A 16019-nucleotide genomic window follows, 5' to 3' on the forward strand; every position below is an offset into this window, starting at 1 on the left:
AACGGCTCAACGCCGGACATCGGGATTGGCCAGGGTGCAGGGCTCGCCGGCGAAGAACGCCCGCAGGTTGGCGAAGGCATCGCCGAAGTAGAGCTCGTAGCCCTGCCGCTCGACGTAACCCAGGTGCGGGGTACACAGCAGCCTGGGGTGGCGCAACAGGGGATCCTCCGGATCGAGCAGCGGCTCCTGCTCGAACACATCGATTGCGGCAAACCCCGGCCGTCCGTGGTCGAGCGCCTGCAGCAACGCGCCGGGCGCGATCAGTTCGGCTCGGCTGACGTTGACCAGCAGCGCATCGGGCTTCATCAGCGCCAGGTCCTGGGCCGTGACCAGATGGCGTGTCGCCTCCACCAGGCGCAGATTGAGGCTGAGCACGTCGGCTTCGGCGAAGAACTGTTCCCGGCTGCCAGCCGCACGGTGCCCGTCGCGCTCGGCGGCGGCCCGCGAGCCGTCGCTCCCCCAGACCATCACCGGCATCTCGAACGCCTGGGCATAGCGCGCCAGGCGCTGGCCGATCTTGCCGTATCCCCAGATGCCGAGGGTCCGCCCGCACAGGCGCTCACCCAGATTGACCTGCCACTGGCCGGCATGCAGCGCCTGGATCGCCGGCAGCAGCTGCCGCCGGGCCATGAGCATCAGGCTCCAGGCCAGTTCGGCCGGGGCTACCGGTGAGCCGCGCCCTTCCATCACCGCCACGCCGTGGCGGGTACAGGCGGCGAGGTCGAGGTGCGCGGCGACCTTGCCGGTCTGGCTGATCAGCCGCAGGCGCGGCAGGCGCGCCAGCAGTGCCTCACCAACGACCGTGCGTTCACGCGTCAGCACCAGGGCATCGGCATCGGCGAACCGCTCGGCGAGTCGCTCGATGTCGCTCTCGGCGTCGTGATAGAGGCTTACCCGACAACCGTCGAGCAGGCCGAAGCAGTCGAGCGAGCGAATCACATTCTGGTAATCGTCGGGAATCACGACATGCATGCACAACGCTCCTGCCATTCACGGCTCGATGGGGACTAATCGCTCCCCAACTTTAGGCGGTCCGGTTGCCGTCTTTCCAACGAATATTTCAGCAGTGCCGCGCTGCGGAAGATGCCGTGGGCGAACTTGCCGTAGGGCATGGTCAGGAAAAACGCCATGACGATGCCCAGGTGCAGCGCCAGGAGGATCGCCATGGCGCCGCTGTCACGCCCCAGCAACAAGGCGAAGCCACTGAGGCTGATCAACAGCAGCAGCACGATGAAGCCGCGGTCCATCGGGCGCTGCTCGGGGTCGCCATGCGCCGGATCGCGCCGGTAGTTCATCAGCAACAGGCCGAGCGGGCCGAGCACCAGGCCGATGCCACCGAGGCTGCCGAGCACCACCGGCAGGCTGCTCGGCGAATAAGGCGCCTCCAGCCCGAGCAGGTAGTGGTAGAGCGTGGCCACGCCAGTGGCCGCGAAGCAGAGCATGAAACCGTAGAACGTGAGGTGATGGAAACGCCGCCGCCAGAGCGTGAAGCGGTCGCTTTCGTTGTTACAGCCCTGGCCGTGCCCGCCGTCCAGGTACTTCAACCGCAGCACCGCGTCGGACGCCTCCAGCGCCGCTGCCAGCGGCGCCTCCAGCGGCTCCTCGGCCTGCGGCGTGACGCCCCGCCAGAAGCGCCGCACGCCGATCCCCAGGGCCAACACCGCGAAACCGAACACCGCACCGAACATCAGCGCCAGGGTGTTGTGAGGGAACACCGCATAGAAGTCACCGGCCAGGCGTCCCGGCAGCAGGGTGCCCTTGGCCCACAGCGTCAACAGCAGGAACAGCGCCAGCCCGCCGGCGCTGGCCAGCGCCATGCTCAGGCCCGCACGCCGGTAGAGCTTGCCGCAGGCGGCCGGCCAGGCATATTCGGAGTAGGTCTCCAGGCGCACCTTGGCCATCGACTGCGGCACGTTGACGGCGAACTCGTGGGGCGCCGCGTACTGGCAGGCGTGCAGGCAGGCACCGCAGTTGTGGCAGAGGTTGGCCAGGTAGTGAATGTCCGCCTTGGCGAACTCCAGCCGCCGGGTCATCGCCGGGAACACGGCGCAGAAGCCCTCGCAGTAGCGACAGGCATTGCAGATATGCATCTGCCGGTCGACTTCACTCTCGCTCAGGCTCAGCAGCGAGATCAGTGCAGGGGTGCCCGAAGCGCAGTCCGCCACCGGCTCCAGGAGGGTGTCATGCCGTTGCATAGTCGTTTCCTTCGCGTTGTGGGTAGCCCGCAGCGCCCGCGGCGCGGGCGCCGGCGATACGCCCGAAGGCCGTCCCGATGCTCATGCCGACGCCGGCGGTGTAGCCCTTGCCGAGCACGTTGCCAGCCATCATCTCGCCGGCGACGAAGAGGTTCTCGCTGGGCGCTCCGGCGAAGTGCACCGCCGCGTTCTCGTTGGTCTTCAGGCCCAGGTAGGTGAAGGTCACCCCGGGCTTGAGCGCGTAGCCATAGAAGGGCGGCGTATCCAATGGACGCGCCCAGTGGGTCTTGGCCGGGGCGACGCCCTCGGTATGGCAATCGTCCAGTTGCGTATGGTCGAAGTGACCGACCCGGCAGGCCCGGTTGTAGGCCTCGACGCTCTCCACGAACGTCTCCACCGGCAGCGCCAGCTTGCGCGCCAGTTCCGCCAGGCTGTTCGCCGTGGTCCCCGGGAACACCGGCGGCATGAAGCGACCGATGGCCTTCTGATCGATGATCGAGAAGGCCACCTGGCCCGGCTGCTGTGCCACCAGACGTCCCCAGATGGCATAGCGCTTGGGCCAGAAGTCCTCACCCTCGTCGTAGAAGCGCTGGCCGTCGCGATTCACCACGACCCCCAGCGACACGCAGTCGATGCGCGTGCAGATACCGCCGTCGTAGAGCGGCGCGCGGGCATCGATAGCGACCATGTGCGCCTGCGTCGGATCGCCGATGACATCGGCGCCCGCGTCGATCATGCTGCGCAGCAGGCCGCCCTGGTTGAAGCGCGTGCCACGGATGAGAAAGTTGTCGGCCGGCCATTCGCCCCGGTCGTTCTGGCCCCAGGCCTCGCGAAGCCATTCACGATTGGACTCGAAGCCGCCCGCCGCCAGCACGCAGGCGCGGGCCTCGATGCGCTCGGCCGGCAGGCTCTGGCCCGCGACCTCCCGCGCCGGCACATGGGCGGCGACGAAGCGCCCCTCGTGCAGCTCGAGCGAAGCCACCGGGGTGTCGTAGCGAATGCTCACGCCCAACGCCTGGGCGCTGCGGTAATAGGCATTCACCAACGCCTTTCCACCGCCCATGAAGAAGGCGTTGGTACGGGCCACGTGCAGGGCACCGGACAGCGGCGGCTGGAAATGCACGCCATGCCGACGCATCCAGCCTCGACACGTGGAGGAGGCGCGGATGGCGATACGCGCCAGGCGCTCGTCGGTGATGCCACCTGTGACGCGCAGCAGGTCCTGCCAGAACTCCTCTTCGGGGTAGGCATCCACCAACACGTCCTGGGGGGCGTCGTGCATGCAGCGCAGGTTGCGCGTGTGCTGCGAGTTCCCGCCACGCCATTCGCGGGGCGAGGCCTCTAGCAGCAGCACGCTCGCCCCGGCCTCGCGGGCCATCAGCGCAGCGCACAGGGCAGCATTGCCGCCACCCACTACAAGAACATCGAACATCCGTCTCTCCTCATCTCGGAGGCGCGATGTCCCCCGTTGCCGAAGCGACTCTAAAGAGCCTGCTGAAACGCCGAAAGGCGACGGCCGGGAAAGGGTGTTTAGTTTTACTAAAGACCTTGGAGAGGTTCAGTCCTGGGCTTCGTAGAGCCGTGCTCCGGGCCAAAGCCCTCCGCGCACCAGCTCGCGGGCGACGTCGAGAATCACCAGGCGTACGGCCAGCGCCGCCGGCGAGAGCTCATCCTCGGAGAGAGTTGCCAGCAGGTTGCGGCGCGTCACGTGGGCGTCCTCGATCTGCGCCACGACGAGCCCGGACTCACCGGAGTGCGCCGCCGCCGCGCCCGGCTGGATGGTCGCCGCATAGCCTTCGCGCACCGCCTGCATGAGCAGCGAGAGGCCATCGATTTCCATGACGATGTTCGGCTCGACGCCGGAGTGCTCGAAGGTCGTCATCACGGTACTGCGCAAGCCGTGCTGCGGGCTGGGCAACACCAGGGGCAGACGGCCGAGATCGGCAAGGCGCACTACGGGCGTGGTGGGCGCGCCCTCGAGCTTCGGCGAGGCGATGACGAACAGGTGCTCGTCGAGCAGCGGACTGACGTTCCAGCGCTTGCCGGTATCGGCCTGGAACAGCACGGCGAGATCGAGCTGCCGCGCATTGAGCTGATTGGCCAGGTAGCCGGAGAGCATTTCCACCAGGTGCAACTGGATATCCGGGTAGCGCCGACGCATGGCGTCGATCAGCGGCAGCGCCAGCACTGACGCCGTGGTCGGCGGCAGGCCAACGCTGACGTAGCCGCTCATGCGCCCGCGCTGCGCCGCCTGCACGGCATTCTCCGCCTGGCGCAGGGTCAACCGCGCATGGCGCTCGAAAGCGATCCCCGCGTTGGTCAACACCACGCCGGTACTGGTGCGACTGAGCAGGCGCGTGCTCAGTTCGCTCTCCAGCTTGCTGATCTGCTGACTCAGCGCGGAGGTGCCAATACCCAGCTCGAGCGCGGCGCGCCCAAGGCTGCCGTGCTCCACCGCGCTCAGGAAATACCGCAGTTGCCTCAGTTCCATGACAGCGTCCGTCCAGTCCTACGGCGCCGGTCATTGCGCCGCCGCTCGCGCCACAGGGTAAGAGAGCCTGCGGCGGACTTCCAGGCGCCGTCTCTCCTCCCTGGAGCTACTTCTGCACCAGGCCGAACTCCGTCGCCAGCGTCTTGTACTGCTCGACCTGACGATACACGTAGGTCTGCAGTTCATCACCGGTGATCGACAGGGGCAGCAGCTCGTAGCGCTCACGCAGCTCGGCGAAGGCATCGCTGGTCAGCAGGGTATCGAACTGCTGCTTCCACCAGGCGTAGTCCGCATCGCTCACGTTGGGGCCGACGTAGAAGCCACGGGCGATCGGCCAGCTGACGTCATAGCCCTGCTCCTTGGCGGTGGGAACGTCGCTCAGCGCCCCGGGCAGACGGTCGTCCGCGAGTACCGCGAGCACCCGAACCTTGCCAGCGGCGAGTTGCGCGGCTGCTTCGCCGATGCCACTGGTGATGACCTGCACGTGCCCACCGAGCAGCGCCGTCATCGGCTCGCCACCGCCTTCGAACGCCACGTAGCGCAGGCGTTTCGGATCGACTCCGGCGCTGCGGGCGACCATCGCCGCCTGCATCCAGTCCTGGCTACCGATGGTGCCGCCGGCACCGATCACCTGCGCCGAGGGATCCGTACGCAAGGCCTTCACCAGATCGTCGAAGTTCTGCAGGGGCGAATCCGCGCGCACCGTCACCGCACCGTAGTCGGTGCCGATGGCCGCCAGCCAGCGCACGGCCTTCTCGTCGTAGCGGCCGAACTTGCCCTGCGCGAGGTTCAGCAGCGAACCGCTGGACCAGGCAATGATGGTTCCCGGCTCGTCGGTTCGCTGAGCCACCACCGCGTTGTAGGCGACGGCACCGATACCACCGGGCATGTAGGTCACGCGCATCGGCGCCTCCAGCAAGCCGACGTCACGCAGGCCAGCCTGGGCGAGCTTGCAGGTGATGTCGAAGCCGCCGCCGGGCTTTGCCGGTGCGATGCATTCGGGACGCTTGGGCTCGGCCCAGGACAGGGTGCAGAGCATCAGGCCGGAGGTAGCCAACGCGAGCCGGCCAAGGATATGTTTCATGAAGTTCTCCTGTGGAGTCTTGTTCTGTTCGTACCATGCCGGCGGCGCATCGCGTCACGGAATCGGCGAAGGGCATGGCTGTGCGCACCTTAGGGCGCCTGCGCGCGGGAGGAAAGGCGCTAAGTCCGACGGGGTCTTCAGTTTCACTAAAGGAGGCAACCCGAGACAGCACCCACGCCAGCCTCGCAAAGCGATCCACCCCGAAAGACTGTCCCGAACCCTACATTTTGTCGTATAGCGCCCTCGCCCCGCCTCCAGAGCCCCGGACAGACTCTTTAAAATCAATAAGTTAGAAATGGCGTACTTCTTGCCAGGTGGTTCTCCGCACGGACCACTCGGAGACGCCACCGGTGAACCACGAACTACACGACATTCTCGCCCGCCTGGCCGACGGCCAATGCGTTCCCTACCTGGGCCCAGGCGCCCTGGACGGAGTCACCCACCGCCAGGCCGGAGTGCCGATTCCCGCGGACAGCGACAGCCTGATCCTCACCATGACCGGCGGTACGCCGATGTCGCCGCGCCTGATGTACGAGTTCCCGCGCGCGGCCATGCACATGGAGAACAAGAAGGGCCGCAGCTACATCGAGCGCTTCCTCACCCAGACCTACGCCGACGACGACTGGAGCGTCTCCCCGCTGCACCGTTGGCTGGCGGATCAGCACCTGCCCTACATCGTCGACTGCAACCGCGACAGCGGCCTGCAGAAGCTCTACGCCGACCGCCCGCACACCCTGGTGGTCGGCTGTGCGCGGCTGGGCGCCGGCCCCTATCGCTTCGAGCTCTACCAATGGCAAGGCGAGGCTTACCGCAGCATCACTCCGGAACAGGTCGACGGTGACCTGCCGGTGCTGTTCAAGCCGCTTGGCACACCGCTGCCCAAACCGACCTACGTGGCCAGCGATGCCGACTTCGTCGACTACATCACCGAGCTGATGGGCGGCTTCGCGATCCCCGCCTGGCTCAAGTTGCGCCGCCGTGGCCTGCAGTACCTGTTCCTCGGCATGTGCTTCACCCGTGACACCGAACGCATGGTGATGAGCGACATCATCTACGACGCCGCCGAAGTGGCCGGCTGGGCCCTGATCCCCGCCGCCACCGAGAAGGAGCGGCGCTTCTGCGCGCGTCAGCGCCTGCACTGCCTGGACACCGATTGGCGTGCCTTGCTTGAACTGGCCGGAGCCACCGTCAAGGTTGCCTGAGCCCCACTAACCGAAACGGGGGATCCCCAACATGCTGCTCAAGGACTACGAAGCACAGGGTCTGCTGTGCAACCTCAGCGTCAATGGCGCGACCAGTGAAGCCGATACCTTCGCCTTTCGTGGCGACCTGGTACTGGAAGAAGGCGATATCGCCGACGCCTCGGGCCGGCGGATGCCGCCCAAGGCGGTCATCAAGCAGGCCGCCGTACTGGTGAAGGGCAACAAGATGAGCATGGTCGCCGGCGCGCTGGTCGACCTGGCCCACCTGCCGTTCTTCATCGAGCGCTACCGCCATGACCTGGCCCCCGGCATCGTCGTGCTGTTCTACGTCGAGAACCTGACCAAGGCCATGACCACCGACCTGGATGGCGTCGGCATCACCCTGCTGCCCCACGCCGAGGGCGCGGTATGGAACACGCTGATGGAAGACCTGCGCCTGGACAAGGAAGACTTCAAGGGCCAGAGCGCAGAGGACAAGGTCATCACCATGGCCAACGGCCTGGCCGACTACAAACCCAAGGTGGACAGCCTCGGCTTCAACGAAGCCCTGGGCTTCGTCAGCACCGAGCCACGCCGCGAGAGCCGCGGCCCGGTCTGACCGGGCATCAAACCGGGCAAGGACGCCCGGTGCTTCCCCTGCAGCTCCACTCCACAGCTGCATCCTGACCCGCCCTGGGTCACTCCCCTGCCTGGCGGGGGAGTCTTCTTAAGCGCGTTCCAGGAATTCCTCGCGCAGCAGCGCACGGACCTCTAGATCCTCGAACTGTCCGGCCTTGAACATGGCACGCCGCAGGCAGCCCTCGTAGTGCATGCCGAGTTTCTCCAGCACCCGTGCCGAAGCCTCGTTGCGCGCGTAGCAAAGACCCGCGATACGCTCCAGACCCAGCTCCCGAAAACCATGCCCGAGCAACAACTCGGACGCTTCGGTCGCCAGCCCCCTGCCCCACCAGGGCACACCGATCCAGTAGCCCAGCTCGGCACGGCGATGCTGCAAAGACAGCCCCGCGAGACTGGCCGAGCCGATCAATTCGCCCTCCAGCGTGACCGCCCAGGTCAACGAGCGGCCCGCCTCCCGGGCGGCCGGCAGACTGGCGATCCACTGTTCGGCATCCTGCAAGGCGTAGGGATGCGGGATCGAAGCGGTGGTCGAGGAAATTCGCACATCCCCCGCCAGGGCACAGACGGCGGTAGCGTCCTCGGCCAGCATCGCGCGCAACAGCACGCGGTGGCCGGCAAGTTCGGGTTGCTGCACAGTGCCTCCTGCAATGCCGGGTAGCGAACGTCTCCAATGAGCGAGGGACGATATCAGCTTTGCCGTCGGGATGAGTGCATCCTCGCCGACCGTTCTTCCCGGTGCCGGCCGTGCTCAGACTCAGATACGTCGCAGGAACTGCTGGATACGCTCGCCACTGTCGTCGGAGAAGAACGCCTCGGCCGAGCTGTTCTTCACCACGACCCCGTGCTCCATGAACACGACCCGGTCTGCCACCTCGCGGGCGAAGCGCAACTCATGGGTGACGACCAGCATCGTCATCCCCATCCTGGCCAGATCACGCATCACACCGAGGACCTCGTCACGCAGCTCCGGATCGAGCGCCGAGGTGGGCTCATCGAAAAAGATGACTTCGGGTTCCATCGCCAGACCACGGGCAATCGCCACCCGCTGTTTCTGACCACCGGAGAGCTTCGCGGGATAGCTGTCGGCCTTCTCCTCCAGGCCGACCTGTGCCAGCAACGCGCGACCACGTTCGAGCGCCTGCTCGCGCGGCATCTTCTTCACGCTGAGCAACCCTTCGATGACGTTTTGCAGCGCTGTCATGTGCGGGAACAGGTTGAATGTCTGGAAGACCATCGCCGTCTTCTGGCGCAACGCGGTGATCTGCCGCCGAGCTGCCCGGTCGAAGCGGCCGGTGGAGGGAATCTCGAGGTGATGACCGCAAATCTCCAAGGTACCGGCGTCGGGTTGCTCCAACAGGTTTAGCGAGCGCAGCAGGGTGGTCTTGCCGGACCCGGACGGCCCCAGGATCACCACGACTTCGCCGGCCTGGACTTCGAGATCGACGCCCTTGAGCACCTGCAACGCGCCATAGGACTTGCTCAGCGCCGTCGCGCGCACGTTCACCACACTCATCGCATGTGCCTCGTCAGACGGCCTTCAAGCCAGGTTTGCAAAAGGGTCAACAGCTGGTTGATGAGCCAATAGATGGCGCCAACCATCAAGAACATTTCCATATAGCGGAAGGTCGCGGCCCCCAACTGTTCGGCCACCCGGGTCAGTTCCATGACCGTCACGGAGGAGGCCAGCGAGGTGTCCTTCATCAGCGCGATCAATCGGCTTCCCATCGGCGGCAAGGCGATACGCAATGCCTGCGGCAGGATGATCCGCCGCAGGCTGGTCCAATAGCCCATGCTCATGGAGGCTGCGGCCTCCCACTGGCCTGCCTCCACCGAGTTGATGCCGGCGCGGAATATTTCGCTCAGGTAGGCGGCCGAGAACAGCGTCAACGCCACCAATGCCGAAGGAATCGGCGAAAGCACGATGCCGTAATGGGGCAGCCCGAAGTAGATCAGCAGTATCTGCACCAGCAACGGCGTACCGCGGAATATCGAGACGTAGGTAAACGCCAGCGCCCGACACAGGCGCATGGGCGAGTTACGCAACAACGCGATCAACATGCCCAGTGCGCTGCCCAGTACGAAGGCGCTCAAGCCGAGGCCAATCGTCACCACGATGGCCTTCTCCAGCAACGGCAACGCGCGTTGGAACAGGTCCCACATAGCGTTATTCCTTCGCGGCCAGCTCGGCTTTCGCCGCCTGGATGCCCTTGATCATGTCGTAGTGCTCACCGACATACTGGCGCGAGAGCTTGTCCAGCGTGCCGTCGGCGGCCATCGCGTCGATCGCCTGACTGATGGCGTCACGCAGACTCTCGTGGCCCTTGGCGATGACCGGTGCCGAGAGCTGATAGGTCAGCGGCTGACCGATCGCCTTGATCGGCAGATGGTTGGCCTTACGGTACTTCTCGCCGCCGAACAGCGAAGAGAGCACGGCATCCACGCGACCAATCCCCAAGTCGTTGAACAGCAATCCGCCATTCTCGTAGGTACGCACCTCGGAGGAGGTCATGTGCTCGCGCGCCCAGGACTCGTTACTGGTGCCGGCGGTCGCGCCGACGGAATGGCCCGGCATGTCGTCGATGCTGGTGATCGCCGTATTGTCGTCCTTGACGAACAGGTAGAACTGCTCGACGCCATAAGGCGCGGCGAAATCGACCTGTTTCTTGCGCTCCTCGGTCGGTGTCACGTCATTCATCACCAGGTCGTACTTGTCGGCTTTCAGGCCTTCGACGAAGTTCTTGAAGCTGTCCGCGATGAATTCGATCCTCGCCACTCCAATGCGCTGGGCGACTTCCTTGGCCACGGCGACATCGTAGCCGTCCGGCTGGTTCTGCTCGTTCAGATAGCTCCAGGGCGGGCTGGCCTGGGTGTTGGCGATGCGGATCACGCCGGCATCGCGCACGCGCTGCAAAGCGTCTTCGGCCTGGGCCAGCGAGCTCAGTCCACACAGGGCTGCCAAGGTCAGGGCCAAGAGCCCCGCCGGATAAGTCTTCAGCATGCGGTACATCCTCTATGGGTGATGACACCGAAGGCATTCGGTGCGCGATGGGCAGCGATCAAGAAAACGCAGCGGAGTCTTTGCCCGCTTGCGGCAAAGCGGGTCAGCGAGCCCGGCTGTAGGCATCCAGCGCACGGGCCAGATCGGCGATCAACAGGTCCTGGTCCTCGAGACCGATCGACAAGCGCACCACGGGCTGGTCGGTGGGCGACCATTGGCGAGCGGTCTGCTGCGATGCCGGGTAGTAGGCGATCAGGCTATGCGTACCGCCCCAACTGGCACCGATGGGAAAATGCTGCAACGCATTGAAGAACGCGCCAAAAGCGCTCTCGTCCGCCGACGGCGCCAGCACGATCGACATCAGGCAGCCATTGCCGCTGAACTGTCGTTTCCACAGCGCATGGCCCGGATGGCTTTCCAGCGCAGGGAACAGCACCTGCTCCACCAGCGGATGCTGTTCCAGCCAGCGGGCGACAGCCAGGGCCTTGCGGCTCTGCTCGCGCAAACGCAGCTCGAACGTCTCCAGGCCACGCAGCACCAGGAAGCAATCGTCCGGGCTGGTAGCCTGACCGAAGATGCTTTGGGTCTCGCGGAGTACGGCGTATTGCTCGGCGTTGTCGAGCGCCACACTGCCCATCAGCAGATCGGAATGCCCCCCGAAGAACTTGGTGGCCGCCTCGACGACGAAGTCGATACCGTGCGCCAATGGCTTGAAATACAGAGGGCTGGCCCAGGTATTGTCGATCATGGTCAGCACGTCGTAACGCCGGGCAATCGCCGCGATGGCCGCTACGTCCTGCATCTCCATGGTGACGGTACCGGGAGCCTCGAGGCAGATCATCCGCGTGTTCGGACGGATCAGGGCTTCGATACCGGCATCGATGGTCGGCGGATAGTACTCGACCTCCACGCCCATCTTCGCCAGCCATAGACGCCCGAAGGTCTTCAGCGAGCCGTAGCAGGACTCGGATATCAGCAGGTGGTCCCCGCCGCGCACGAACGCCATCACCGTCATGATCAGTGCCGATGCCCCTGATGGCATGACCACCGCGTGCTGCGCGCCCTCGAGTTCGGCAATACGCCGCTCCAGTTCGCGCGCCGTCGGTGTTCCCGTGATGCCGTAGCTGTAGCCGTCGGGCTGACGCGTCTTGCGACCGACGAAATCCTCGAAGGTGTCGAACACCACGGTCGAGCCACGCCAGACGGCGGGCGAAAGGCTGGCATAGGGAGGGTTGAGGGAGTCGCGGACACTCATCGATAAACCTGTGCTGTGAACGAATCGATGGGGCGATTCTTCAGCAGGCCACGCCTTGCCGACTACAGCTAGAATTATTAGATCGATAAGTAAAGGTTATAGTCTGATGGGTGTTCGCGAGATCGAGATCTTCCGCGTGGTGATGACCGCGGGCAGCACCAGCAAGGCGGCCAACTTGCTGGGTATTTCACAACCCGCCGTCAGCCAGGCGATACGCAAACTGGAAAGCAGTGCCGGTCTCGCACTGTTCCACCGCATCCGTGGAAGGCTGGTTCCCACCCAGGAAGCCAACGCGCTGATGGTCGACGTCAACCAGTTCTTCGTCGGTTTCGAAACCATCGAGCATCGCCTTAAGAGCTTGCGTCAATACGGCACAGACCAACTGACGCTGGCGGTGCTCCCGGCCCTGGGCAACGCCTTCATGCCAAGGGCACTGGCCGCTTTCGACCTCCCCCGCCGCAATTTAAAGGTGTCGCTGCGCGTACTCAGCTCGCGCGAAGTCCATCAGCAGGTCATCAACGGACAATGCGACTTCGGCCTGATGGCCGACGAAATGTCCGTCACCGGCCTGGAGAATTCATCGTTCCTGGATGCGCCAGGGGTCATGGTGATGGCTCCCCAGCATCCACTCGCGTCCAAGGCCATCATCACCCCGGAAGACTTGCGCGAGGTGGATTTCCTCGCTCTGAACCCCGAAGACAGCAGTCGGCGGCGCCTGGAGTTGGCGCTGCACCCCAGCGGCGTGGCCCCCCAACTGCGCATAGAAACGGCTTATGCGCACACCATCTGTGAGATGGCGCTGTGCGGCATGGGGCTTGGCTTCGTCAGCCCCATCGCGGCCGTCGACTTCATCGATAGAGGCTTGATCGTGCGCCCCTTCTCGCTGGATGTGCGTTTCAAGATCCTGCTGTTGTTCCGCACCGGGACGCCGCTGAGCGAGAACGCCCGTCATCTGATCCGGGGCCTGCGTATACAGCTCGAAAAGGACGTCAAGCGGCTGCAATTGCACATGACCCGTTGACTCCGGCGGCCGCCGGGGAGGCTGGTACGACCAGCCAAAGCCCGTGCAGGCGCCGTTCAACCCGTAGCGCGATGCCCAAACTGATCGACGAGGTGCTGCAGACGCAGGGCCTGGCCGGCCACGGCGGTTGCGCAGCGCTGGCTGTATTCGCTGCTGTCGACGTTGTGCGCGCAAGCCTGGCGGATCGTCTCGATGCTCTGCCGAACCTCTTCGCTGGCGTGCCCCTGGCTGCGCGTGGCGCTGGCGATCTGGTCGCTGAGCTCGCGCAACTGGTGCAGCCGGCCCTGCACCGCGCGCAGATCCTCGGCGACCTGCAGGACGCGTTGCGAACCGTCGCCGGCCCGGGTTCGGCTGCGCGTCATGCTCGCCACCGCGACCCCGGCATTGCCCTGCAGGGCTTCGATGACGGCCTGGATCTCGTGGGTCGAGTCCTGCGTGCGCTGCGCCAGGTTGCGGACCTCTCCAGCGACCACCGCGAAACCGCGCCCCGCATCGCCGGCACGGGCCGACTCGATGGCCGCGTTGAGCGCCAGCAGGTTGGTCCGTTCGGCAACGCTCTCGATCATTTCCAGCGCCTTGTCGATGGCCCGCGAGTGTTCGTTCAGACGCTCCACCACGGCTGCGGCATCGCTGACCTCGGTGGACAGGGCCTCGACCAGCGCCTGCGCCTGTCCGGCGCGGCTCAGGCCGGAGTCGGTTTCGTCGGAGACACGGGCCATGGCATCGGCCCCTTGGCGGGTGCTTTCGGCGACCTCCTGCATGCTCGAGACCACCTGCCCGACCGCTACCGCTACCCGCTCGGCCTCCTGGTGCTGCCGGGAGATGGCGCTGCGCCCCGCCGCCATCGCCGATTCGAGTTCCCCCAGCGATGGCGCCATCTGCCGCACCGCATCCGCCACGCGCCCGAGCACCGCGCCCAGTTCCGCCTCCTGGCTGGACAGCGCGAAGGTCAGATCGGCCAACTCGTCCCGCCGCCTGCTGTACAGGTAACGCCCCAGCGGGTTGTGCGCGAGCGAACGCGCCCTCCTCCCGAGCCGTCGCAAGGGCGCGAGCTGCGCCTGCAGGCAGGCGACCTGCAGCAACCCCATGGCCACGGCGCCCAGAGCGCCGAGCGGTCCCGCGGCGATGAAGGCCAGCGGGCTGGCGAGCACCGGCAGTGCCAGGCCGATCAGTTGCAGGCGGGCCGTGAGCGACAGCCCGCTCAAGCGCACGCTGTCGCCAGCCCGCAACTTCGCGTAAAGCGCCTCGGCGGCCTGCACCTGCTGCACGCTGGCGGCGACCCGCACCGACTGGTATTCCACCGTCCTGCCGTCACGCTGGATCGGGGTGACGAAGGCGTTGACCCAGTAGTGATCGCCGTTCTTGCAGCGGTTCTTCACCAGCCCCATCCAGGAGCGGCCATCCCGCAGGGCACTCCAGAGATCGGCGAAAGCCTCGGCCGGCATATCGGGATGACGAATCAGGTTGTGCGGCTGGCCAATCAGCTCCCCCTCGCTGTAACCGCTGATGGCGACGAAGTCGGGATTGACGTAGGTGATGGTGCCGTGGAGATCGGTGGTCGACAGCAGGTTGATCCCCGACGGCAGGGGTACGCTGCATCCCGTGACGGGCTGGTTGAACTTCATGGCCGGTTCTCCAATGGCAGCGAGCCAGGGCAAGTACCTGCCCCGGCCCAAGCGGCTCAGCCGGGGGTCGGCTGGGCGTGACCGTGGCCGGAGCACCCCGCCGCGTCATGGGCCTGGCCGTCAGGCAGGTCGTTATGCCGATAGGCCTCTATGGCTTTCAGCGGATCGCTCTCAGCGGTGGTCAGCAGACGCACGCCACGCTCGCCCAGGCGGCGGGTGACACCTTCGCCGGCACTGGCGGCGAGCACCACGTCCATGCCGTGCAGCGGGTGGCGCTCCGAGAAGGTGCTGGTGTGGTACTCGTGCAGGCAGGCCTCGTCCTCCAGCGCCAGGCTGTAGAGACGCACCGCGGGCTCCCCCGGACGCAGATCGTAGACGTCCCAGGCCAGCGCGCGCCCGGCGTGCCCGGCGATACAGCCGGACTCGCTCAGCGCCACGGCCAGCAACTCGCGACGACTCATGCCGAAAGCACCTCATCCTCACTGCGCTCGAAGCGCACGCGCTGCTCGGCCGCCTGCCCCATCAGCTTGGCCAGCCAGGGTGGCGGGCTGCCCGCCATCACTCGCTGCAATTCGGCGAGCACCTGCTCGGCGTCGCCACCGGCGGCCTTTTTCACCGGATGCACGCCAGCCCGCACGACCTTCGCGGCGGCGGGGCCGCCGATGGAGACCACGTAGAGCACCTGGCAGTCACCGATCAGCTCGGCCCGCCAGGCGTTCTTGTCCTCGGCCAGCTCGGCGTCGACGGTGGAGCGCACATCGAGCAGCGCCAGGCTGTCGGCGCTGACCTGGTAGACCAGGAAGCGCAGGCAGGAACCGAAGTGCCCATCGAGCTGGTGGCCGTTGTTCGAGGCCACGGCCACGCGGATCGACCCGGCACAGGGCTCCGCCACATGCACCGGCTGCGGCAAGGCCGCGTCGAGGGTCTCGCCCCAGAGGATGCGCACCGCCTCCTTCATCGCCGCCACGGGTATCCCGACGTCCTCCGGCACCTCGTCGACATCCGGCCCGGCGATGCCGGCCTTGAGGTCGTTGACCGTCACCGTCTGCAGGCTGGCTTCGTCGATCACGCCGTCGATGCGCTGGTGGAGGATCTCCAGCACCTCGCCCACCCCCAGGCCGGGCAAGGCCCGCGCCGCCAGGGCGATGCGCAACGCGGTCTCGCGGTTCATCTGTACGCTGTCGTTCATACCGCTCTCCTCATCGTGGAGTAGGACGCCTCTGGCGGGCGCTGGAAATAGGGGTCGGCGATGCCGGCCTCAGTCATCGTCCTCGTCGTCATCCTCGTCCAGCACCCGGGTGATGCGCTGGTAGATCTCCACCCGATCACCGTCCTTGAGGGGCGTATCGAGCTTGGCCAACTTGCCGAACACACCGACCTTCTGCGTTTCCAGGTCGATGTCGGGACAGCACCGCAACAGCCCGGAGCGCTGGATCGCGACCTCCACGGTGGCGTCCTCGCCCACCTGGCAGTCCACCAGCAGCGGCGCGTCGGGGTTGGCGTAAACCACGGCTACCTTCATCGCGGCGC

17 protein-coding genes are annotated in these 16019 nt (G+C 65.9%); 3 read left to right on the forward strand and 14 right to left on the reverse strand.

Annotated features, from left to right (window positions below):
- Positions 1-6: 6 nt before the first annotated feature.
- From ACYRGX_RS21475 to ACYRGX_RS21495, 5 genes are all read right to left on the reverse strand, one after another.
- Positions 7-972 carry a D-2-hydroxyacid dehydrogenase family protein gene (locus ACYRGX_RS21475; protein ID WP_473054444.1) on the reverse strand — a complete coding sequence of 322 codons (966 nt, stop codon included), beginning with the start codon at positions 970-972 and terminating at the stop codon, positions 7-9.
- Between the two features lie 35 nt (positions 973-1007).
- Entirely contained in the window at positions 1008-2195 is a 1188-nt protein-coding gene (gene tcuB, locus ACYRGX_RS21480) for a tricarballylate utilization 4Fe-4S protein TcuB (protein ID WP_473054445.1), read from the reverse strand.
- Positions 2182-3627, reverse strand: a complete 1446-nt coding sequence (gene tcuA, locus ACYRGX_RS21485; RefSeq protein ID WP_473054446.1) for an FAD-dependent tricarballylate dehydrogenase TcuA — start codon at positions 3625-3627, stop codon at positions 2182-2184. Before tcuA ends, tcuB begins: the two co-directional genes overlap by 14 nt.
- A gap of 126 nt (positions 3628-3753) precedes the next feature.
- Positions 3754-4686, reverse strand: a complete 933-nt coding sequence (locus ACYRGX_RS21490; RefSeq protein WP_473054447.1) for a LysR substrate-binding domain-containing protein — start codon at positions 4684-4686, stop codon at positions 3754-3756.
- A gap of 106 nt (positions 4687-4792) precedes the next feature.
- Positions 4793-5770 (reverse strand): Bug family tripartite tricarboxylate transporter substrate binding protein, encoded by a 978-nt coding sequence (locus tag ACYRGX_RS21495; RefSeq protein ID WP_473054448.1) that lies wholly within the window; start codon positions 5768-5770, stop codon positions 4793-4795.
- 350 nt (positions 5771-6120) lie between these two features.
- On the opposite strand from ACYRGX_RS21495, the gene ACYRGX_RS21500 reads away from it, so the two are divergent.
- Positions 6121-6972: an SIR2 family protein gene (locus tag ACYRGX_RS21500; protein WP_473054449.1), complete on the forward strand. Its 852-nt coding sequence runs from the start codon at positions 6121-6123 to the stop codon at positions 6970-6972.
- A gap of 31 nt (positions 6973-7003) precedes the next feature.
- Positions 7004-7570, forward strand: a complete 567-nt coding sequence (locus ACYRGX_RS21505) for a hypothetical protein (RefSeq protein ID WP_473054450.1) — start codon at positions 7004-7006, stop codon at positions 7568-7570.
- Positions 7571-7678: 108 nt separating this feature from the next.
- On the opposite strand, the gene ACYRGX_RS21510 is transcribed toward ACYRGX_RS21505, so the two are convergent.
- The 5 genes from ACYRGX_RS21510 to metC all read right to left on the reverse strand — a co-directional run bounded on the left by ACYRGX_RS21510 (position 7679) and on the right by metC (position 11843).
- Positions 7679-8224, reverse strand: a complete 546-nt coding sequence (locus ACYRGX_RS21510) for a GNAT family N-acetyltransferase (RefSeq protein ID WP_473054451.1) — start codon at positions 8222-8224, stop codon at positions 7679-7681.
- 120 nt (positions 8225-8344) lie between these two features.
- Complete coding sequence (locus tag ACYRGX_RS21515; RefSeq protein WP_473054452.1) at positions 8345-9103, reverse strand: amino acid ABC transporter ATP-binding protein; 759 nt, start codon at positions 9101-9103, stop codon at positions 8345-8347.
- A complete protein-coding gene (locus tag ACYRGX_RS21520) occupies positions 9100-9750 on the reverse strand; it encodes an amino acid ABC transporter permease (protein WP_473054453.1) in 651 nt (216 codons plus the stop codon). The genes ACYRGX_RS21515 and ACYRGX_RS21520 overlap by 4 nt, the downstream gene beginning before the upstream one ends.
- Before the next feature lie 4 nt (positions 9751-9754).
- The gene (locus ACYRGX_RS21525) at positions 9755-10588 is read right to left on the reverse strand and encodes a transporter substrate-binding domain-containing protein (RefSeq protein ID WP_473054454.1); all 834 of its coding nucleotides are present in this window, start codon (positions 10586-10588) and stop codon (positions 9755-9757) included.
- Between the two features lie 103 nt (positions 10589-10691).
- Positions 10692-11843, reverse strand: a complete 1152-nt coding sequence (gene metC, locus ACYRGX_RS21530) for a cystathionine beta-lyase (protein ID WP_473054455.1) — start codon at positions 11841-11843, stop codon at positions 10692-10694.
- 106 nt (positions 11844-11949) lie between these two features.
- Between metC and ACYRGX_RS21535 the strand changes: the two genes are divergently transcribed.
- On the forward strand, positions 11950-12864 hold the full coding sequence (locus ACYRGX_RS21535; protein ID WP_473054456.1) for a LysR substrate-binding domain-containing protein: 915 nt from the start codon (positions 11950-11952) through the stop codon (positions 12862-12864).
- A gap of 56 nt (positions 12865-12920) precedes the next feature.
- Here the strand turns inward: ACYRGX_RS21535 and ACYRGX_RS21540 are convergent, their stop codons facing one another.
- The 4 genes from ACYRGX_RS21540 to ACYRGX_RS21555 all read right to left on the reverse strand — a co-directional run bounded on the left by ACYRGX_RS21540 (position 12921) and on the right by ACYRGX_RS21555 (position 16011).
- On the reverse strand, positions 12921-14489 hold the full coding sequence (locus ACYRGX_RS21540) for a methyl-accepting chemotaxis protein (RefSeq protein WP_473054457.1): 1569 nt from the start codon (positions 14487-14489) through the stop codon (positions 12921-12923).
- A gap of 56 nt (positions 14490-14545) precedes the next feature.
- Positions 14546-14950, reverse strand: a complete 405-nt coding sequence (locus ACYRGX_RS21545) for a NifB/NifX family molybdenum-iron cluster-binding protein (protein WP_473054458.1) — start codon at positions 14948-14950, stop codon at positions 14546-14548.
- Positions 14947-15678 carry a dinitrogenase iron-molybdenum cofactor biosynthesis protein gene (locus ACYRGX_RS21550; RefSeq protein ID WP_473054459.1) on the reverse strand — a complete coding sequence of 244 codons (732 nt, stop codon included), beginning with the start codon at positions 15676-15678 and terminating at the stop codon, positions 14947-14949. The genes ACYRGX_RS21545 and ACYRGX_RS21550 overlap by 4 nt, the downstream gene beginning before the upstream one ends.
- A 69-nt stretch (positions 15679-15747) precedes the next feature.
- Positions 15748-16011 carry an RnfH family protein gene (locus ACYRGX_RS21555; RefSeq protein WP_473054460.1) on the reverse strand — a complete coding sequence of 88 codons (264 nt, stop codon included), beginning with the start codon at positions 16009-16011 and terminating at the stop codon, positions 15748-15750.
- Between the last annotated feature and the right edge of the window lie 8 nt (positions 16012-16019).

The sequence above is a fragment of the Pseudomonas sp. R4-15 genome (assembly GCF_055768815.1).

Coding starts and splice junctions, on each gene's coding strand:
- ACYRGX_RS21520 (WP_473054453.1), bottom strand. CDS start 9,750: ATGTGGGACCTGTTCCAACGCGCGTTGCCGTTGCTGGAGAAGGCCATC.
- ACYRGX_RS21495 (WP_473054448.1), bottom strand. CDS start 5,770: ATGAAACATATCCTTGGCCGGCTCGCGTTGGCTACCTCCGGCCTGATG.
- ACYRGX_RS21550 (WP_473054459.1), bottom strand. CDS start 15,678: ATGAACGACAGCGTACAGATGAACCGCGAGACCGCGTTGCGCATCGCC.
- ACYRGX_RS21525 (WP_473054454.1), bottom strand. CDS start 10,588: ATGCTGAAGACTTATCCGGCGGGGCTCTTGGCCCTGACCTTGGCAGCC.
- ACYRGX_RS21490 (WP_473054447.1), bottom strand. CDS start 4,686: ATGGAACTGAGGCAACTGCGGTATTTCCTGAGCGCGGTGGAGCACGGC.
- ACYRGX_RS21505 (WP_473054450.1), top strand. CDS start 7,004: ATGCTGCTCAAGGACTACGAAGCACAGGGTCTGCTGTGCAACCTCAGC.
- ACYRGX_RS21535 (WP_473054456.1), top strand. CDS start 11,950: ATGGGTGTTCGCGAGATCGAGATCTTCCGCGTGGTGATGACCGCGGGC.
- ACYRGX_RS21555 (WP_473054460.1), bottom strand. CDS start 16,011: ATGAAGGTAGCCGTGGTTTACGCCAACCCCGACGCGCCGCTGCTGGTG.
- ACYRGX_RS21545 (WP_473054458.1), bottom strand. CDS start 14,950: ATGAGTCGTCGCGAGTTGCTGGCCGTGGCGCTGAGCGAGTCCGGCTGT.
- ACYRGX_RS21540 (WP_473054457.1), bottom strand. CDS start 14,489: ATGAAGTTCAACCAGCCCGTCACGGGATGCAGCGTACCCCTGCCGTCG.
- metC (WP_473054455.1), bottom strand. CDS start 11,843: ATGAGTGTCCGCGACTCCCTCAACCCTCCCTATGCCAGCCTTTCGCCC.
- tcuA (WP_473054446.1), bottom strand. CDS start 3,627: ATGTTCGATGTTCTTGTAGTGGGTGGCGGCAATGCTGCCCTGTGCGCT.
- tcuB (WP_473054445.1), bottom strand. CDS start 2,195: ATGCAACGGCATGACACCCTCCTGGAGCCGGTGGCGGACTGCGCTTCG.
- ACYRGX_RS21515 (WP_473054452.1), bottom strand. CDS start 9,103: ATGAGTGTGGTGAACGTGCGCGCGACGGCGCTGAGCAAGTCCTATGGC.
- ACYRGX_RS21475 (WP_473054444.1), bottom strand. CDS start 972: ATGCATGTCGTGATTCCCGACGATTACCAGAATGTGATTCGCTCGCTC.